General features: G+C 34.2%; 16 protein-coding genes and 1 tRNA gene. 4 read left to right on the top strand and 13 right to left on the bottom strand.

What is annotated here, in order from left to right; translation table 11 throughout:
• Positions 1–252 precede the first annotated feature (252 nt).
• Complete coding sequence (locus B0A67_RS05210) at positions 253–1,491, bottom strand: MFS transporter (protein ID WP_072955339.1); 1,239 nt, start codon at positions 1,489–1,491, stop codon at positions 253–255.
• A gap of 91 nt (positions 1,492–1,582) precedes the next feature.
• Here B0A67_RS05210 and B0A67_RS05205 point away from each other — a divergent pair, with 91 nt between their 5' ends.
• Positions 1,583–2,458, top strand: coding sequence for a LysR substrate-binding domain-containing protein (locus tag B0A67_RS05205; RefSeq protein WP_072955336.1), 876 nt, complete (start codon positions 1,583–1,585; stop codon positions 2,456–2,458).
• A 60-nt stretch (positions 2,459–2,518) separates the two neighbouring features.
• Positions 2,519–2,605: transfer RNA gene (locus tag B0A67_RS05200), tRNA-Ser, on the top strand.
• A 119-nt stretch (positions 2,606–2,724) separates the two neighbouring features.
• Here B0A67_RS05200 and B0A67_RS05195 read toward each other — a convergent pair.
• The 12 genes from B0A67_RS05195 to B0A67_RS05135 all read right to left on the bottom strand — a co-directional run bounded on the left by B0A67_RS05195 (position 2,725) and on the right by B0A67_RS05135 (position 16,198).
• Positions 2,725–5,421, bottom strand: a complete 2,697-nt coding sequence (locus B0A67_RS05195) for a collagen binding domain-containing protein (RefSeq protein ID WP_123887342.1) — start codon at positions 5,419–5,421, stop codon at positions 2,725–2,727.
• A 106-nt stretch (positions 5,422–5,527) separates the two neighbouring features.
• A complete protein-coding gene (locus tag B0A67_RS05190; protein ID WP_072955332.1) occupies positions 5,528–6,556 on the bottom strand; it encodes a hypothetical protein in 1,029 nt (342 codons plus the stop codon).
• A complete protein-coding gene (locus B0A67_RS05185; protein WP_072955330.1) occupies positions 6,549–7,340 on the bottom strand; it encodes a fimbrial biogenesis chaperone in 792 nt (263 codons plus the stop codon). Before B0A67_RS05185 ends, B0A67_RS05190 begins: the two co-directional genes overlap by 8 nt.
• 115 nt (positions 7,341–7,455) lie before the next feature.
• Entirely contained in the window at positions 7,456–7,977 is a 522-nt protein-coding gene (locus B0A67_RS05180) for a hypothetical protein (RefSeq protein ID WP_072955328.1), read from the bottom strand.
• Between the two features lie 572 nt (positions 7,978–8,549).
• Complete coding sequence (locus B0A67_RS05170) at positions 8,550–10,034, bottom strand: sensor histidine kinase (RefSeq protein WP_084074458.1); 1,485 nt, start codon at positions 10,032–10,034, stop codon at positions 8,550–8,552.
• Positions 10,035–10,249: 215 nt separating this feature from the next.
• On the bottom strand, positions 10,250–10,807 hold the full coding sequence (locus B0A67_RS05165) for a GNAT family N-acetyltransferase (RefSeq protein WP_242670928.1): 558 nt from the start codon (positions 10,805–10,807) through the stop codon (positions 10,250–10,252).
• A 28-nt stretch (positions 10,808–10,835) separates the two neighbouring features.
• Entirely contained in the window at positions 10,836–11,795 is a 960-nt protein-coding gene (locus B0A67_RS05160) for a nitrilase family protein (RefSeq protein ID WP_072955320.1), read from the bottom strand.
• A 70-nt stretch (positions 11,796–11,865) separates the two neighbouring features.
• Positions 11,866–12,690 carry an AraC family transcriptional regulator gene (locus B0A67_RS05155; RefSeq protein ID WP_072955319.1) on the bottom strand — a complete coding sequence of 275 codons (825 nt, stop codon included), beginning with the start codon at positions 12,688–12,690 and terminating at the stop codon, positions 11,866–11,868.
• A gap of 12 nt (positions 12,691–12,702) precedes the next feature.
• A complete protein-coding gene (locus B0A67_RS05150; protein ID WP_072955318.1) occupies positions 12,703–13,245 on the bottom strand; it encodes a cysteine hydrolase family protein in 543 nt (180 codons plus the stop codon).
• Positions 13,246–13,314: 69 nt separating this feature from the next.
• The gene (locus B0A67_RS05145; protein WP_072955315.1) at positions 13,315–14,082 is read right to left on the bottom strand and encodes an SGNH/GDSL hydrolase family protein; all 768 of its coding nucleotides are present in this window, start codon (positions 14,080–14,082) and stop codon (positions 13,315–13,317) included.
• 67 nt (positions 14,083–14,149) lie between these two features.
• Positions 14,150–14,932: a DUF3050 domain-containing protein gene (locus B0A67_RS05140; RefSeq protein WP_072955311.1), complete on the bottom strand. Its 783-nt coding sequence runs from the start codon at positions 14,930–14,932 to the stop codon at positions 14,150–14,152.
• Between the two features lie 87 nt (positions 14,933–15,019).
• Positions 15,020–16,198, bottom strand: coding sequence for an acyl-CoA dehydrogenase family protein (locus B0A67_RS05135; protein WP_072955308.1), 1,179 nt, complete (start codon positions 16,196–16,198; stop codon positions 15,020–15,022).
• A 167-nt stretch (positions 16,199–16,365) separates the two neighbouring features.
• Here B0A67_RS05135 and B0A67_RS05130 point away from each other — a divergent pair, with 167 nt between their 5' ends.
• Together B0A67_RS05130 and B0A67_RS25160 are read left to right on the top strand one after the other, a co-directional pair.
• Positions 16,366–17,793: a tetratricopeptide repeat protein gene (locus B0A67_RS05130; RefSeq protein ID WP_242670927.1), complete on the top strand. Its 1,428-nt coding sequence runs from the start codon at positions 16,366–16,368 to the stop codon at positions 17,791–17,793.
• A gap of 8 nt (positions 17,794–17,801) precedes the next feature.
• A complete protein-coding gene (locus B0A67_RS25160; RefSeq protein ID WP_242670926.1) occupies positions 17,802–18,116 on the top strand; it encodes a helix-turn-helix domain-containing protein in 315 nt (104 codons plus the stop codon).
• Positions 18,117–18,399: the final 283 nt, after the last annotated feature.

Below are 18,399 nucleotides of genomic sequence, written 5' to 3'. Positions count from 1 at the left end.
CCCTCCGGTCGAAATGACAAGATTGTGGTTACTGTATTTTTTTTGCGTTGTTTTTGTCATTTCGAGGAACGAGAAATCACACTAGAAACTCCGTTCCTAAAGTTTTAATCTTTGCAGAGTTACGCGTGTGATTTCTCCCTCGGGTCGAAATGACAAAATTGTAGATAATTGGAATCCAGATTGAGATTATTTAACCTTAATTTATAATTCCTTATAAGGTTCAAAATGCGCCTTCCCTTGGAATTTGGAATTTTAAATTGAATCCTTGTATTGAACTTCGCAAGTTTCAAATTCTTCTTCAGAACTGCGATTTTTATAATACACATATACAATAACAGAAATTATAGAAATAATTCCCTGAATCGCCACGGTATTTCTGGTTCCGATGATGTGAGAAACATAGCCAATAATCAAACTTCCCACAGGAATCATTCCCTGATAGGCCATCATATAATAGCTAATACTTCTGGAACGCATGTTTACGGTACTTTGTGTCTGAACATAAATATTTATCGATGAGGTTTGTGCCATCATACCAACGCCACTCAGAGCCATGCAAATAAGCGCAATAGTTAAACTATTTGAATACGCCATTATAATGATACTAAAACCTAATAATAAACTCGCTATGATCATTATTTTGCCCATATTGTCGGCTTTTTTAAGATTGGCGAGATAAATAGCTGATACAATAGAGCCAATTCCGGCGGCACTTTCGAACCAGCTGAAAGTTTGGGCATTTCCGTTAAAAATGTCTTTGGCAAAAACCGGCATAAGAGTATTAAAAGAGATGACGAACAAGCTGCTGCACATTAACATTAAAAGCATTTTGGCCATTTCGGTTTCTTTTTTTATGTAATCTAATCCTTCGATAAAATCATCATACATTTTCATTTTATCGGTGGCTTTAATATGCGGTGTGATTTTCATCATCAATAAAGAAATCAAAACAGGAATATAGCTCAGGAAGTTTCCAATAAAACAAATGTCTTCACCATAATTGTGCAGAATAATTCCGGCCAATGCAGGGCCGGCAATTCGGGCAAAATTGTTCAAAGTCGAGTTTAAGGCCACGGCGTTTGGTAAATCTTCTTTGTCATTAACAATATCAATCATCATGGTCTGTCTGCAAGTCATATCGAAGGAATTGATGATTCCCTGAATTAAACTCAGTGCCAGAATAAAGTTGATGTTGTAAATTTTGAGATAGATCAATAAAGCCAAAGCTCCTGCCTGAAGCATTGCCAAAGATTGCAATACAATCATGGCGCGGTGTCTGTCGTAACGCCCAATAATACTTCCGGCCAAAGGCGCCAGAAATAAAGACGGAATCATGCTTAAAAAAGTAGCTAACCCAAGTAAAAAAACAGAACCCGTAACGCTGTAAACCATCCAACTTACGGCTGTTTTTTGCAGCCAGGTTCCAATTACCGAAACAGATTGTCCGTAAAAGAATAACTTGAAGTTTTTTGATTTTAACGCTTTAAACATAATGACTGATATTTTTTTACAAAGTTCGGGATTAGTATTTCATTAGAAAAATTAATAATTTTACTGATAATAAGTAGTATAACTTATCAATATGGAAATTTATCAATTACAATATTTTATTAAAACTGCTGAAGTACTGCATTTTACAAAAGCTGCGGAGTTGTGTTTTGTGACACAATCCGGCTTGTCTCAACAAATAAAAAAATTAGAAGAAGAACTGGGAATGCCTTTGTTTGTAAGGATTGGCAAAAAAGTTCAGCTTACCGAAGCCGGATCTGTTTTCCTGATTCACGCCAAACAAGTGATCGAAAATGTACAAAGCGGTAAACAGGCTATCGACGATCTGAACCAAATGATTGGTGGAGAACTGCGAATAGGCGTAACCTATATTTTTGGACTTTTGGTTCTGCCTGTCGTGAATTTGTTTGCTAAAACCTATCCACATCTAAAAATCGTTATTGAATATGGCACCACTGAACCTTTAGAACACAAATTATTAAATAATGAATTAGATTTGGTTTTGGTAATCTCGTCAAACGAAATCGAACTTCCTTTTCAAAAGGTGCCTTTGTTCCGATCAAAATTAGTTTTGGCGGTTTCAAAAGACCATCCGTTGGCAGTTTTAGATAAAATTTCGTTTAAAAAAATAGAAGATCTGCCCCTTATTTTACCCGTAAAAGGATTTAATTCCAGAGAGTTTCTGGATGAATTGTTCTTGAAAAACAATATGAAGCCAAAAGTTTCTATAGAATTGAACGCAGTGCATGCTTTATTGCGATTGGTTGACGACAGTGATTATTGGGCTACTGTTGTGACAGAGAAGGCTTTACAAGGATGGAGCAATATAAAAGCGATCAATATTACGGGAGTTACAACACAAAGAGATTCGTTTATGTTAACGATCGAAGGAGCGTACCAAAAAAAGGCCGTAAAATTGTTTATGGAAGAATTTAGAAAAAGTATGTAAACTAATATTGGATTTTGCTTTTCTAACTCAGTTTTTTTTATGTTATTTGCAGACCAATTTAGAGAGGTGTCCGAGTGGTTGAAGGAGCTAGCCTGGAAAGCTAGTATATGGGTAACTGTATCGTGGGTTCGAATCCCATCCTCTCTGCAATTTTTTAAGTTAAATAATACTAAACCTCGAAATCTGTATTTCGGGGTTTTTTTATGGATTAATTTTTGGAAAAATTTTCTAAAGAGGTTTTAAGAACGGGGCTTTCTGTAAAAATATTAATTAGAGAACTTTTTAGTATTGATTTTCTTTTCCTTTACTTTTATAATAAATTCAGGTACGACTACTATTTCTCCCGCTTTTAGAGCGATGTCATAACTTGTTACTTCGCAAAATGTATTGGCAGGCAATGATTTTTCATCGATGGTAATGACATAATCACCAATAGGAAGAAACGATATGTACTTGCCGTCATCATCAGTGTATACTTTTTTGACCAATTGATTGTTTTTCATGATGCTAAAAGAGATGCCGGAAGCGCGGTGCTGAAAATCAACTACTGTTGTGGCATTGTAGGCAAAGGAAACTTTTCCTTGCATTGTTCCGCTTTGATGAAGCGGAATTAAAAGACTGTACGAATGCCTGTCAACCTCAAAAGTAGCATCATCATAATACCAGCCATCTTGTGTAAACTGCTTTAAGAAATAAGTTCCGTAAGGCACTCTTTTATAAGTTGCCATTCCGTCTGCATTGGTTTGCAAAGCTACTTTATTGATGTTAATCATATAATTTGCAGCGTATTTTTCGCCCGGATCATACTGATTATTATTGTTTGTATCGTAATATAAGACCGCTTTGATGGTACTTTTTTGATCGGGATTTAATATTGTTTTCTGTAGATTTATGGTTACCCCAACTTCAAAAGTTAGCGTGTTATTGCTAAGAGATCCAACAGAATAATTGTACCAGGAAGAATTGAAAAAAGTACTGAATGCTTTTCCGTTATATTTAGCATTTATAAATGCAGAAGGTGATTTTCCGTAAACGATATCCTTGATATAAGAAATTCCGGTATTCAGGTTTACTTTGTCGTTTACAAAATTATTGGTGTAAAATAAAGATAATGAAAGCTTCTCATAATTTACACCATTGCCGGCAATACTGGAAAAAGCATATTCAGATAAATAATAACTGCCCGATTGAAAGGTTGAATTAATATTAAAATTTCTGTAATTATAATTCGCATTTACCTTCATCTGAAAATTATTATCAGTTTGCATCGGATATCTGACAATACCGGTTTCAAGTCCTAAAACTGCTGATTGCCGCGATGCATTATTAACCCATGAAAATTGTTCAACGATACGGTTGGCAAACATTTTTTGAGCTGTATTATCTGAATTTCCTAAAAGTCGATTGTAGCTATTAGAACTTTCGTCTTGATATTGATATAATAAATTAAGCGTAAAATCTCTAAATTTGGGAAAACGGTTTCCTACTTCTATTCTGTTATTGGTCGATTTTTGCTGTGTTTCAAATGAATAAAACTTAGGCGAAAAATCAGAAAAAATGACATTTGCGTGCAGATTATGATTTTTGATGTTGGTAGCAATATTCTGCTGCAGCTGCATACTTCCTCGTCGGTTTCCGGGATAATAATCAGAGCTTAAATAATAATTTCCGTTGATGTTGAAGTTTTTAATTTTTCCCGAATAATTGGTTTCTCCGGCAAAAGAAGGTTTAACAAAATCTTGTACTTCATAGATACTCATTGCACCGTTTACTTTTGCGTTCAGTCTCCAGATTGGATTAAAATCATAATTAACTTCTGTTCCCAAAATACTATGTTTTGCTTTTTCGAATGGATCATAGCGGTACAGATAGCTGCCCGAAGCATTACGGGAGCTGTTATTAGAGTTAAGCATTCCTTTGGCAAAGAAACCGTAACCATTTTTGAGCCAGCTGTCCTGTTCTATTAAATTATAATTTTGATCGACAAAACCCACTTCAACTTTTTGATTTTTTTCGAACGTATGGCTGTATTCTGCACCTCGTCCTACCAGAGTCATTTCAAGCAGTTTATTAATATTTCCAATGGTATATTCATTTTGTTCCTGACGATATACTAAATTGGTATTGGTGATTAAAGGAATTTCCTGACCATTTGTTACAGCAACATTTCCTTGCATAAAAAGATAGCCTGAAGGAACGTTGATTCCACCGGAACCTCTTAGCTGATAAAAATCGATTCCGCCACCAAATCTTCTGTAACTAGAGGTAATCTGGTTTTGTGCCTCATCCAGAAAATTAATAAATAAGTCACCTTGATATTGTTGCACGCTGGCAATATTTTGAACTTCTACCATAGTATTGCCAAACATTTCTTTACTTGGATTCCTGAATCCGGATATGCGTACAGAATAGCTGGATTGTTTGGCCAATTCCTTTGAAGGAAGATAAGTGAAAGTGAAAATGGAATCTTTTTTTACAGCAATTTCAGCATTTTGTTCCAGAAATAAATTGCCATTTGTCGGGTCCGGAAACTTACAAACTAAAGTAATATTTTGCCTGATATTCCCTTTATTGCTGACCTTTATTTTTACCTTTATGGGTTCATTGTTTGATGATCTGTAAATAGAAGTTTCTAAAGGAGTAATAATAAGCGTATTGTTTACCTCGATTACATGATTGGTGCTTTGCTCTGCAAGCAATTTTCCGGAAGCATCTGTTAATTTACAAACAATTACAGAAGACCCGGCAGCAGCCTCTTCTTCAATTATAAATTTAACAGGAATGTGGCGTGTTTCATCAGGAAGCATCGCAATTTCTAAACCTTGAGCCGCAGGGTTTCTCAGACCTTTAGGAAGGGTAAAATTGATCTTTCCGTTTATTTTATCCGGTGTTGTGTTTTTAATGACTACTACTAAACTCAGTAAAGACCCTTTTTGAAAAGAAGCATCCCTTTCTATCTCCATAGAAACCGCATTCTGAATCTGTTGAGCATTCAAAGGGTTAACCAGAATAAAGAACAAAAAAAAGATTGATAAAAGTTTAAAGTTACAAGAACGCATCTTTTAGTAATTATTGAGGGGTAATCTCATATTGTAAAGTAGTCGTATAGTTGTCTGATTTTGCATCAATCAAACGAATGTCCTGAGGTAGTGTAAAATATTTGATATCGAAACGGTAAGGCATGTTATTAGTACTATTGCCTTGTACCAGAGTTTGATTGGCAGCACTAAGCACAATGGGGAAAATACGCTGACTGGCATTAGATGTTGCCGGCACTAAAGTTAAATTAATCACTTCAACAGGAATCGAATTTCCGGCAGCAGATTGTAAGTTGCTTTGAAGGGATCTTACCTTAATCTGAAAGTTACTGTTAGTGGTTACTGATAGTCCATCTGTATAAGTCACACTGGTTCCATTATTATAATCCTGCATTGTTTTAAATTCTAAAAGCCCATTCGCAGCATTCGTATTTATTTTTAAAGAAAGTATGTCTGCAGGAGGCGGTGCATCAGTGATATTTCCAATTTGGAATTGGAAATCATGACTCATCTTTCCAATTATAACATTGTTTTGGTCGTATGCCGTAAATTCTATAGGAGCAATAAATCGTGTCCAGGCAGGAAAACTCCCTAAATAAGAACCGCCAAGAAGGGTCAGTGCATATTTTAGCTGAAGATTGTAATAACCATTTGGCGTTTGCGGATTGTTATAGATAGGGGCATTAGAATTGGGAATCAAAAAAGATTCACTATTGTCTTGTAAAAAAACATTTAAAGGAGCGCCAATTTGCGAAATTGTCGGAACCGGATTTGGATACGCCTGACCAGTTGTAGAAATGGGTTGAAAAGAAATTTTATTAGAAGGAATGGTAAATTTGCCATCTTCAGATACAATGTTTTGTTTCAATCGTGCAGAAAGTTTCCAGTGCGGAACATTCAAATTACCATTTCCGGCAAATGTAACCGTATAGGCATCAGAATTGGTATTCCCATTATAAGAATTAATTTGTAAATAGGAATTTACCCAAGATGTAAAAGACACCTGAGAAAATCCAAAAAATGGGGTGCAAAAGAGAATAATAAGAATATGTCTATTCATAATTAAAATTTAATTCAGCCATTTCCAATTGAGACGAATCGCCATAATCAATAATCACAGATGCATTATAAGATCCCTTTTCTAAAGTTTCAGTAACAGGAATACTTAATTTGCGTAAATTGCCCGGCAATGTATAAAAAACAATATCATTCACCACGACTTTTTTACCCGTTTTGACATTTATAATTTCAGTTGAAATTTTGCCATCGACCCAAATTTGGGATTCATTCTTAAATTTTAAGTTTAGGTTATTGGCAGATTGATCAAATTTTAAATCTTCAATTTCAATTTTCTTGGTAAGACTATTCGAAAAAGTGTGAAAAACTTTGATTCCGGAACGAATACTAACTTTGATATTTGCTCCTTTGCTATCATAATCATCCACAGGATTCATTTGGCTTACATATAAAACAGCTGTATGAGTGGGCAGCGTATCATTGGCTATCTTTACGGGTGTAATAGTAACTTCCAGTTCTTTTCTTTCTCCGGGGGCTAATGTGAAATAATTGTCATTGTTTTTGACAGAAATCCAGCTGGCACAAGAATTTTTTAAAGTATTCGAAGGGTACATCATATTTTCACCTTTTTCATCATACTCCCAATCACCAAGACTCACGGCAAGATCCAAAGTGTTTTTTAGGCTGACATTCGTTACCGTTACTTTTTGAGTACTACTCGTTCCGGGTTTCGACTCAAAATAAATTCTTGGAGGTGATACAGAAATACCCGTTTGCGCGTGCGCCTGAAAAATTAAAAAACAAAAAAGTAAAACAAGTTTATTCATTTTAAGTAGGTTAAAAAAATCTGTTGGGAAATTAATTGAAGTAAAACAAAGTTAACTAAATAAAAAATGCCACAATTTCTTGTGACATTTTTTTTATTTATTTCACCTAAAGGTATTATTGACTTACAATAGTATAAGTAAGTTCAGTAGTATAAACTGTAGGATTTTGTCCCGGAATATAATTGTCAATATAAGTATTAGCACCTGCACCTTTATACTCGATACTAATTTTTTTATCTACTCCACCTTTTGTAGAAGTTACCAAAGTAGCTTCGGTGTTTGATAATTGAACGTTTTGAGTATATTGAGCACCATTTACAGCATCAGAACCAGCAGATGCTTTAATTTGGATAGTATTAGCATCTATTGTTTTACTTCCGCTTTGCAGTGTAGCGCTTGCACTTTTTACTCTTACCTGAAAACCTCCGGTACTGTAAATGGTTAATTGATCTGCATTTGTAGAAGATACACCGTTTTTGTAATCATCTGTAGTTGTATAATTAAGATTTACAATTTTTTGTGCAGGAGTAACCACTAAAGTCTGGATAGGTTTTAAGTTTACATTTAATGTAACATTTTGAGCATTTACTGTAACAAGGCCTAACATAAGAATAGAGGCTAAAATTATTTTTTTCATTGGGAATTTGACTAAAATTAAATTTGTTATTTTGTTTATTTTCAGTGCAAATGTATAATGTAATTCGAGATTTAATATAGAAATTAGCCGGTTTTAGACAAGATGTAATTATAATCGACGAACTGCATTTTAAGTTCTTACTATTTAGTGATTAGTACTTAATAACTTACTTTTAAAGGTGGTTTTTAGACGTTTATGGACTAAAGAAATGCGGTTTTTAATGGGGGTTTTAAGGTAAATCGTCTTCTAAAAGTAAATCACTCGACAAAATCTCACTATTTGATCTGGTTTAGCTATCAAGTTGCCTGTTTTTCAGAATAAAACCACGGTAAATTTTCTGGCAGCGGTACTAAATGCTCCTCAAAAATCTGGTCTTGTCTTTTTTGAAAGTCAGTTTTAACAAAGTGATTTTGTAAAAAGCCAATAACATCGACAAACTGCACTTCAATTCTGATTGAACTTTTACTGCTTGTTGTAATTTTTAAGAACTGCACTATTGTGATCTTAAGCTCAATGATGAAGCGATACGCTTTTGTAGCGTTTGTAATTATAATGTGGATCGTTTAATATTACTATTGTATTATAGGAATATAAATGTCAAATTTAGCTCCGTGGTGTAATTTACCAGTCGCTGTAATAATTCCGTTATGGTTTTCTACAATTTTTTTGACAACTGCCAGCCCAATTCCGGTTCCTTTATAATCAGTCTTGTTATTAAGCTGCTGGAACATTTCGAAGATACGGCTTTCGAATTGTGGATCAAATCCAATACCATTGTCAGTAATTATAATATGGCAATAATCTGCTGATGAAGGATTTTTTTTTGATTTTGGTTTGGTGTACAAACTTTTTATAGTAATATGAGGCGCTTTTTCCTTTGTTGAAAATTTAAGCGAATTACTAATTAAGTTGCATATTAATTGGTAAAATTGTGATGGTATTATAACGGCATTACAATCTCCTGATACTTCGACAACGGCTTTTTTGAGTATTATTTCTTCTTTTAAATCTTCAGTTACAGTATTGATAATGTCATTAAGATTTGTGTTTTCAAATTTCTTTTCGGTTACACTTGTTCTGGAATACGTTAACAGATCATTTATTAGCGATTGCATGTGTGAGGCAGAAACCTCTATACGATCAAAATAATATTTTCCTTTTTCTGTTAAGTTCTGATATTCGTCAGTAGTAATCCGGTCTGAAAAAACCTGTATTTTTCGTAAAGGTTCCTGAAGATGATGACTGGATATATAGGTAAAAGCTTCGAGTTCGTTGTTGGCAAGAATCAATTCAGCAGCACGTTTTTCTTTTTCATTGTTCTGAAAAGTAAGTTCTGCATTAGCTATGAGAAGCTCTGCGGCGCGTTTTTCTTTTTCTCTGTTTTGATAAGCGAGTTCTTTGTTGGCGATTATAAGTTCAGCCGCACGTCTTTCCTTTTCTTTATTTTGAAACCTTAATTCTTTATTGGCAATAACAAGTTCAGCAGCACGATTTTCTTTTTCCTGGTTTTGATACGCCAGTTCAGCATTGGCAATGACCAGTTCAGCCGCACGTTTTTCCTTTTCTTTATTTTGAAAAAGCAGTTCAGAATTGGCAATACTTAATTCATCTGCTCGTTTTTGTTTTTCCTTGTTTTGATAGGCCAGTTCTGAGTTTGCGATGACAAGTTCAGCAGCACGATTCTCTTTTTCCTGGTTTTGATACGCCAGTTCAGCATTGGCAATAACCAGTTCAGCTGCACGTTTTTCTTTTTCTTTATTTTGAAAAAGCAGTTCAGAATTCGCAATACTCAGTTCGTCTGCCCGTTTTTGCTTCTCTTTGTTCTGATACGCCAATTCTCTGTTTGCAATGACCAATTCGGCAGCCCTCTTTTCCTTTTCATCATTTTGATATGCCAGTTCTGCATTTGCAATAACTAATTCTGCGGCACGTTTTTTTCGTTCTTCTATTTGCTGCGCAAGCCTTTTATTAACAAGCAATAATTCATCATTATAATTTGTTTTAGTCCTGTCAGGAAAAGCTGTGGTATCAGAGGGAGTAATCTTTTTTTTGGTCATGTTTTCGCACACATTTGTCCAAATATAGACTAACTGAATTTAATGTCTTTGCTTTAAATTTAATAAGTGAATTTATAATCTAAAAATAGCGACAACACTCAAAAGGCAGTATTTTTTAGTTTAAGTTTTTTCTTATTTTTTAAATGTAGCTATAAATTAAAACCCCTTGTAAAAATTGATTTACAAGGGGGTTTGTGTTTTTAAGCAAAAGGATTCTAAAGCTTAATCTCAAACAAACTAAAAGAACCTTCTTTATAATGCTCCGGTAATTCGCTTGTCCATTCGATAGTACTGATTCCTTTATAGTCGAAACCACAACTTGTGTAATATTTATTTATTCTTTCGTTGCCGCTGTGTGTGTCTAGACGAATGTATTCTTTATTGTTTTCTCTGGCGTATACTTTTACCCATTCGATGATTTTTTTGACATACGATTGTCCTCTGAATTTTGGGTTTGTAGCAATACGATGAAGATATACTGCAGGATCTTTGCTGGCCTCTTTCCAGATAATCAAATCATTAAAAGTAAGCACAAATGTACAGGCAACTTCGTTTTCTTCTTTGATTATAAAATGACGATCTTCAGCAATTTCTTTTTCTATAAGGGCTCTTTCAAAACCTCTCCAGCTTTTATTGTTGACTGTTTTTTGATACGATGTAGCTTGATTGTAAATATCGAAAACGGCATCGATATCATCATTTGTAGTTTTAAAAAATTCCATTATTAAAGGTATTCTGTAGATTAATGAATCCTGCAAAGGTAAATCTTTCATTCGCTTTAAGTCTGATAAAATAGTAGTTTTAACTTTTTTCGTCAGAGTTCAGCCAGACTACATTTTGTTCGGATTTGTGATCCTGACCAATAATATCGCGGTATAATTCTGGTCTTCTTGCTTTTATATAACGGTTTCCTCCCGCCTGAATGCATTTTTCAGGAGTAATTATTGCAGTTGCAAAAGAGTCATCAAAAGAACGGCATTCTGCCAGAATATCTCCAAATGGATCCACAATCATAGAACAGCCATTTTTTAGCTGATCGTCATCCATACCAATCGGATTCGAAAATACAGCATAAATCGCGTTATCATAAGCTCTTGCCGGCAGCCATTTCATTAACCAGTCGCGACCTTTCATTCCGTCGAATTCCAGTCGTAAAGAAGTGGGATCGGCCTCACGGTTTTCCCAAAGTTCCGGCGCAACGAAACCAGCGCCTGGTCTGGTAGAAGGTGTGCACATGGTAACGTGTGGCATGAAAATAATATCGGCGCCAAGAAGCTTTGTTGCACGCACGTTTTCGATGATGTTATTGTCGTAACAAATTAGAATACCACATTTCCAACCCTTAATTTCAAAGATGCAATAACGATCTCCCGGCGTGAGATAAGGATTAATAAACGGATGCAGTTTCCTGTATTTGGCCACCAGACCATTTTTATCAACACAAACATAAGCTTTGAATAAATTATCGTTTTCATCTTTTTCAAAAAGCCCTGCCAAGAGTACGATATCATTTTTTTGGGCAATTTCAGTAAGCTTTAAGATGCTTTCACCAGTTGGGATAATTTCGGCCAGCTCCAGCATTTGGTCTTTCGATAAATGCCTTGCAAAAGTATATCCGGTTATCGAACATTCGTGAAACGAAATTACATCACAACCTTGTTTGGCTGCTTTTTCAGCAAGTCTTTCGATTACAGCTAAATTATAATTTTTGTCAACGCTTTTATTTTCAAATTGCGCCGTGGCTACTTTTAGATTTTTCATATTGTGTGCTATTAATTGAAAATCAAAAGTAGTATGCAGAAAAGGCTATAAATTGTATAAAACCGACATTTTAAAATGTATCAGGGAATGTTTTGATAAGATTATTGGTTAATTTTCCGGTAGTATATAAATATGCTCTGGGCGATATTCCGGTATGCTTCCTGAATTCTTTGATCAGATGTGACTGGTCTGAAAATCCTGCATCATAACAAATCGTAGTCAGATTGGCAGTATCAGATTTGTCTTTTAGTAATTTTAGGAAATGATGCAGCCGTATAACGTTACCAAATTTTTTTGGACTTAATCCGATGCATTCTTTGAATTTTCTTTCCAGATGTCTTTCTGTATAACCTGTATGATCAACTAATTGCTGTAGAGAAAAATAGCCTTTATTGGTAATAATAAAAGTCAATGAACTTTTTATAATTAGATCATCAGATGGTGATTTTTCGGTAATCAGATTTCTGAAAAACTGATTCAGTAATTCAATTCTTTGCTGATTATTAATCTCTTCTGATAGTTTTTCCTGAAGATCCAGGCCTTCTCGATCAAATACATCGTGAATGTCAATAATAGAATCGTGAAATTCATTAGCAGGAATTCCTAATAGCTGATGTATTCCGTCAGGCTGAAAAACGACAATGATCAATGTGATTGCATTGTCTGAATATATGTCTTTAAAACCATTGAGTTGTCCGTATAAAAAAGAATCAGGCAAATAGCTTTTTACTTTATAGTCACTAAAGTCTGAAATCAGTTTACTTTTTAAAGAAAATACAATACCCGTATTACCATCAGAAAACAAACGGAGTTTCTGTATATCAGTAGCCGCATTGTCTAAAAAAAGATAATGTTTTATATACGGCGCTAATTCTTTTGATGGTAAAACCTGCATGATTAACTGTTATTATATACAATCGAAAGTGTCATCAATTGTTATTGCTCCTTTGCTTTCCAGATCAGACAACATATCTTGTTTCCTGTGTTGTACATCATCTCCGGTTGCGATAAATTCTTGCAGAAGTGTTACATTATATCCGTTTTCCAGAGCATCAATGGCAGTTTGTCTGATGCAATATTCTGCCAGAAAGCCGCATAATAGAAGAGAACGAATGGAATTCTCCTTTAGATAAGTTTTAAATTCTTCTGATGAAAAACTACTGTGTTGTGTTTTCGAGATTAACCTGAAATCATACAGGAAGATGTCAATTTCATGACCTTCTGTTCCTTCAATGCACATCGAAATTCCGTCTCCGAATTGGTCTTTCTGATAATTTGAATAGATAATTACAACTCTACTCTTGTTTAATCGTTTTGTTAACTTATTTATTCGTGCTTTAACTTCTTGTATTTGACTAATAGTGTGATTTTTCGCATAAGCGCCTTCAGTATCCGTAAAGTCTTTTTGTGGATCAATTATTACTATTAATTCTTCAGCTCTTAATTGCATGACATTCTTTTAATCTGTTTTTGGCGTTTTACAAAATTAAGGAATATTTTTTCGATAAACGTTTTTCAGTTAATCCTGCAAAATCATTTTTACTTTAGGGAAAATGCAGTCAATAAACATTTTATAAGCTATTTCTGACGGATGTAAGCCGTCTGGAGCAACTAAATTACGATTGCTGAGCCCTTGGCGCGTAATATCTGTTATCGAAATAAAGCTAACACCATTTTTTGTGCATGTATTCTCGGCAAATGTATTGTATTGATTTATTTCGGTAGATATTGTCATCCGGTTTGCTTCTCCATAATTAGAAGCGAAGGGAGTATATGCATAATCAGGAATAGAGAGGACAATTACATTTTTTTTATCACCTTTTGCCAATTCGATCGCTTTGTTTAATAAAACAGGAAATTCTTTTTCATAAACTGAAAAATCTTTGCCCTGATATTGATTGTTTACACCAATTAATAATGTGACTAAATCATAGTTAGAATCCGGATTTTCGTTGTTTATAGCAGTGATTAAGTTAGAAGTCGTCCAGCCTGTTTGGGCAATTACTTTTAATGAGAGATTCGTTTGGGGATAGGTTGCTTTCAGGATCGTTTTTAGCTGTTCAGGAAAGCGGCAGGTCTCACAAACACTCTGACCTATGGTATAACTGTCTCCTAGAGCCAAATACTTTACAGAGCCGGAAATTGGGGTAGTGGGAACTTGTGTTACAGGAGGGAGAACAGGTAATGTTGGCGTAACGGGAATTTTTGGAGCGCTATCTTCGGCGTTACAGCTTAAAAGAAATAGAGAGAGAATAACAATAACTATTTGTTTGCAATGCGGTTTCATAATTTAAATAAATTAAGTTTCGGTTCATTCTAAACAAATAGTTACGTTAAATAACTTGTCTTGGTTTTTATGCCATTTCCGCTTTCATTAGAATTTCTTCTTCAATCGCATTCCATAGTCCAATTCGTTTTTCTAATGCCAGGATCGAAATTTCTTCTACTTCTTTCCATTTCTGAGCATCATCTTCGCATAAATCTGAGATCATTTGCATCGCCATTGGCCCGTGTTCATCAGCATCTAATTCGATATGCCTTTCAAAATAATAAAGCAATTTACTCAAATCGACTTCAGGTAAGTTTTTTTGAAAATTTTTCAGGATCGCAGTAAACATACTTGGTATCAAATCTTCTCTTCCAAAAGTAAATGCAGCGGCAATTTCGTGAGGTTTTCCTTCTTCGATAACTCTAAAGGTAAAGTCAAGAAATGCTTTTGTATTAGGATGTAATGCGCTTTGTTTTATGGCAACAAATATATTATGAAGTGAATTTACTTCAGATAAAAAATTGTTAATTCCGTTGATATCCGCACCACAATCTTCCATTGCTTCGATGTACATTTCGTAATGACTTTGTCTTCTTCCGTCGATGCTTAAATCTGTTTCTTCGGCAAGAACAATCTCATTGATTAAATATCTTGTTTCCGGGTTTTTTGTAGCAAACCAGGGAGTTGTTGTACAAGTAAGTTTAGCCTGTAAAGCTTTTAGTAGCGACATAAAATCCCAAACAGCAAAGACATGGCTTTCTAAGAAGCTATGTAAATCATCAATACTCTGGATTTTATTGTATAAAGAATGTTGTAAAAGTTGATCTTTTTGAGGTTGAATGCTATTGTGTATAGTTTCAATATTCATTTTAGTAAATTTTGTGCAAATATAAAAAGCTTCTCGGTTAGAAGAAGCTTTTTATATTGATTTTGTATATATTTTAATAGTTGTTTACTATTTAAAAGCTGGAATTCCAGTTACATCCATTCCCGTAATCAATAAATGAATGTCATGAGTTCCTTCATAAGTAATAACGCTTTCGAGGTTCATCATGTGACGCATAATCGAATATTCGCCCGTTATCCCCATTCCGCCTAACATTTGTCTGGCTTCACGGGCAATATGAATTGCCATATCTACATTATTACGTTTTGCCATTGAGATTTGTGCCGTTGTGGCTTTTCCTTCATTTCTCAAAACGCCTAAACGCCAGGTCAATAATTGCGCTTTTGTGATTTCAGTAATCATTTCGGCTAATTTCTTTTGCTGTAATTGAGTTCCTCCAATTGGTTTCCCAAACTGAATTCTTTCTTTGGCATATCGTAAGGCAGTATCATAACAGTCCATTGCAGCTCCTATTGCTCCCCAGGCAATCCCGTAACGAGCAGAATCCAGGCATCCAAGAGGTGCGCCTAATCCGGATTTATTCGGTAAAAGGTTTTCTTTAGGAACTTTCACATTATCAAAAATCAATTCTCCTGTAGATGAGGCACGAAGTGACCATTTATTGTGCGTTTCAGGAGTTGTAAAACCTTCCATGCCACGCTCAACAATTAATCCGTGAATTCTTCCTGTTTCGTCTTTTGCCCAAACAACAGCAATATCGGCAAAAGGGGCATTTGAGATCCACATTTTGGCACCATTTAAAAGATAATGATCGCCTTTGTCTTTAAAATTAGTAATCATACTTCCCGGATCAGAACCATGATCAGGCTCTGTCAGGCCAAAACAGCCCATGAATTCTCCTGTAGCGAGTTTGGGTAAATATTTCATACGTTGTTCTTCAGTTCCATACTTCCAGATGGGGTACATTACCAATGAGGATTGAACAGATGAGGTCGATCTGACACCGGAATCACCACGTTCGATTTCCTGCATGATTAAGCCGTATGAAATTTGGTCTAAACCGGCACCTCCGTATTCAACAGGGATATAAGGTCCGAAACCTCCAATTTCTCCAAGCCCTTTTATGATCTGTTTTGGAAATTCAGCTTTTTGAGCATATTCTTCTATAATAGGAGAAACTTCTCTTTTTACCCATGCACGAGCAGATTCGCGAACTAATTTATGTTCGTCTGTCAGCAAATCATCTAGGTTGTAATAATCTGGAGCTTGAAATAAGTCTGGTTTCATTTTTTGATAGTTTTACAAAAACAAATTTACGTAATAAAAATATAACAAAACAATGTTAAAATGTTATATTTTTTTAACAGATAAAGAAGAAAAATAATATAAACACTACATTATTTTAGTTTATTGAAAATATATGCGCTATTTTTGAGATTCAAAAAACAAAATGAATGAGGCTGATCATCTCCTTTTTATTCTTTTTTGTTCTGAATTCCGCAATTTCTCAGCAGAAAGATGCTTTGACAGAACAAGAGTATTTAGTATTACAAGATAAAATTCGTCTAACGGCGAATGCCAATATAGATAGTGCTATGGTATTTGCTAACCAGATGGCAAAATCTAACAATAATAAGCATTTGGCTTTTGCAAATGCGGCATTGTCTTATTTGACTCAGCTAGAGGGAAATACTAATAAATCGAAAGAGAAATATAGCTTAGCATTAAAATATTTAGCAAAAATACCTGAGTCACGCGATAAAGTACAACTTACAACTTATCTGTATAATTATGCGGGACTGGCTGAATGGAAAAGAGGTAATTTTAGTAAGGCTCTTGAAAACTACCAAGAGGGAGTAAAGCTTTCTACGCAAATTAGGGACATTGTGCAAATAGTAAAGTTTAAGAATAATATTGCGTCTATAAATGATGCAGTAGGTAATTATCGCTTAGCGATTAAAGATCTAAGACAACTTAATGATTTCGTTGATAAAAATGAAAGTGTTTATAATAAAGAACAATTTTTAAATAATAAAAGTAATATCAATTTGACTTTGGCAGGCTCATATGAAAATTATTATATGAAAAATGCAAAGCAAGCAGTCTTGCTTGATTCGGCTAAATATTTTTATAAAAAGACAATTAGTTATTCTCAAAATTTTCCGGACAATAAGATTGTAGCAAAATTAAGTTTAGGTAATATTTATAGTTGGCAGAAAGATTATGCAAATGCTGAGAAAACCTATTACGATATTATTTTTCTGGCAGATCAAAATAATATGCCCGATATGTTATGTTCTGCGAATTATAACTTAGGCGATCTGTATTATACAACAAAGAAATACGATAAGGCATTAGTTTTTTTTAAAAAGACAGACTCTATTGCTGCTGAAACAAAAAGCAATGAGGTAGATTATTTAAAATCTAATTATTATCAGGCAAAGATTTACAATATACTTAAGGAACCTGAACTGGCTTATAAACATTCAAAAATTTATTTAGATAATTACGAAAAATCAGAAGCAAAATTAAATGAGGAAGTTTTAGAAGTAAATTATAAATTAGGGGTAGGAGATTTGACCGATGAGATGGTTACTATTCAGGAGAAATATAAATACGATGTTTTTCTGAATAAAGCCCTGAAAGTTTTTTATGTCGTTTTATTTGTGGCTATTGTATTCTTGTTGATTAAAAATATAAGGGATAAAAATAAGGCACATAAAAAAATGAACGCCTTAATTGAAGAATTCAAAGCCAATCTTGAGAAGAAAAATTTACCCGAAACCGAGGAAATTGTCCTGGATTTGGAACCGGAAGAAGAGATTCATCTGAAGAAAGAAAACGTTAATTTAAGTATTGATGAAGCAAAGAAAATAAGATAGTCGAGAAGTTGCTAGCCCTGGAAAGTAAACATGAATACTTAAACGCCGACTTTACTTTGCCTTATGTGGCTAAAAAGATAAAAACGAACACTACTTATTTATCTTATGTTGTAAATAAACGATTTGGTAAATCTTTTGGAGAATACTCTAATGAACTTAAGATTAATTATGTCATTAATGAAATGATCACAAATCATATGTATCGTAAATATTCTACTCAGGCCATTGCTGAAAGCGTAGGATTTAAAAATGCAGTATCATTTGCAAAATCATTTCGCAAAAGAACTGGAGTATCTCCAGCTCAATTTGCGAATAATATTTAAAAAAAGTTTTTAGAAACTATTTTTTTTGGTTTTGAGTATTTGGTTTACCATTTTTGATACATGATAGATTTCTCTCTCCTGTCATTTGTCTTCAATATTGTTAGTTTTTGAAGTTTTTCTAATCTTATAATTGTAAACATTAAATTGTAGTGATTGCTAACAATCTGTTTTTAGAGCTTTTTAGACAATTTTTGTATCTCGAAATCTTCGAATATTAGTTTTTTAATTATCATAAATTATTGATTAATTAATTAGCTCCTTTGCCAGTTCCTTTACTTGGATC

It is taken from the genome of Flavobacterium aquidurense (assembly GCF_002217195.1).
Lineage (GTDB): Bacteria > Bacteroidota > Bacteroidia > Flavobacteriales > Flavobacteriaceae > Flavobacterium > Flavobacterium frigidimaris.
This window is presented reverse-complemented; position numbering and strand designations above follow the sequence as displayed.

Excerpts from the sequence above, each read along its gene's own strand:
- B0A67_RS05210 (WP_072955339.1), bottom strand. The coding sequence starts at position 1,491 with ATGTTTAAAGCGTTAAAATCAAAAAACTTCAAGTTATTCTTTTACGGA.
- B0A67_RS05205 (WP_072955336.1), top strand. The coding sequence starts at position 1,583 with ATGGAAATTTATCAATTACAATATTTTATTAAAACTGCTGAAGTACTG.
- B0A67_RS05195 (WP_123887342.1), bottom strand. The coding sequence starts at position 5,421 with ATGGAGATAGAAAGGGATGCTTCTTTTCAAAAAGGGTCTTTACTGAGT.
- B0A67_RS05190 (WP_072955332.1), bottom strand. The coding sequence starts at position 6,556 with ATGAATAGACATATTCTTATTATTCTCTTTTGCACCCCATTTTTTGGA.
- B0A67_RS05185 (WP_072955330.1), bottom strand. The coding sequence starts at position 7,340 with ATGAATAAACTTGTTTTACTTTTTTGTTTTTTAATTTTTCAGGCGCAC.
- B0A67_RS05180 (WP_072955328.1), bottom strand. The coding sequence starts at position 7,977 with ATGAAAAAAATAATTTTAGCCTCTATTCTTATGTTAGGCCTTGTTACA.
- B0A67_RS05170 (WP_084074458.1), bottom strand. The coding sequence starts at position 10,034 with ATGACCAAAAAAAAGATTACTCCCTCTGATACCACAGCTTTTCCTGAC.
- B0A67_RS05165 (WP_242670928.1), bottom strand. The coding sequence starts at position 10,807 with ATGAAAGATTTACCTTTGCAGGATTCATTAATCTACAGAATACCTTTA.
- B0A67_RS05160 (WP_072955320.1), bottom strand. The coding sequence starts at position 11,795 with ATGAAAAATCTAAAAGTAGCCACGGCGCAATTTGAAAATAAAAGCGTT.
- B0A67_RS05155 (WP_072955319.1), bottom strand. The coding sequence starts at position 12,690 with ATGCAGGTTTTACCATCAAAAGAATTAGCGCCGTATATAAAACATTAT.
- B0A67_RS05150 (WP_072955318.1), bottom strand. The coding sequence starts at position 13,245 with ATGCAATTAAGAGCTGAAGAATTAATAGTAATAATTGATCCACAAAAA.
- B0A67_RS05145 (WP_072955315.1), bottom strand. The coding sequence starts at position 14,082 with ATGAAACCGCATTGCAAACAAATAGTTATTGTTATTCTCTCTCTATTT.
- B0A67_RS05140 (WP_072955311.1), bottom strand. The coding sequence starts at position 14,932 with ATGAATATTGAAACTATACACAATAGCATTCAACCTCAAAAAGATCAA.
- B0A67_RS05135 (WP_072955308.1), bottom strand. The coding sequence starts at position 16,198 with ATGAAACCAGACTTATTTCAAGCTCCAGATTATTACAACCTAGATGAT.
- B0A67_RS05130 (WP_242670927.1), top strand. The coding sequence starts at position 16,366 with ATGAGGCTGATCATCTCCTTTTTATTCTTTTTTGTTCTGAATTCCGCA.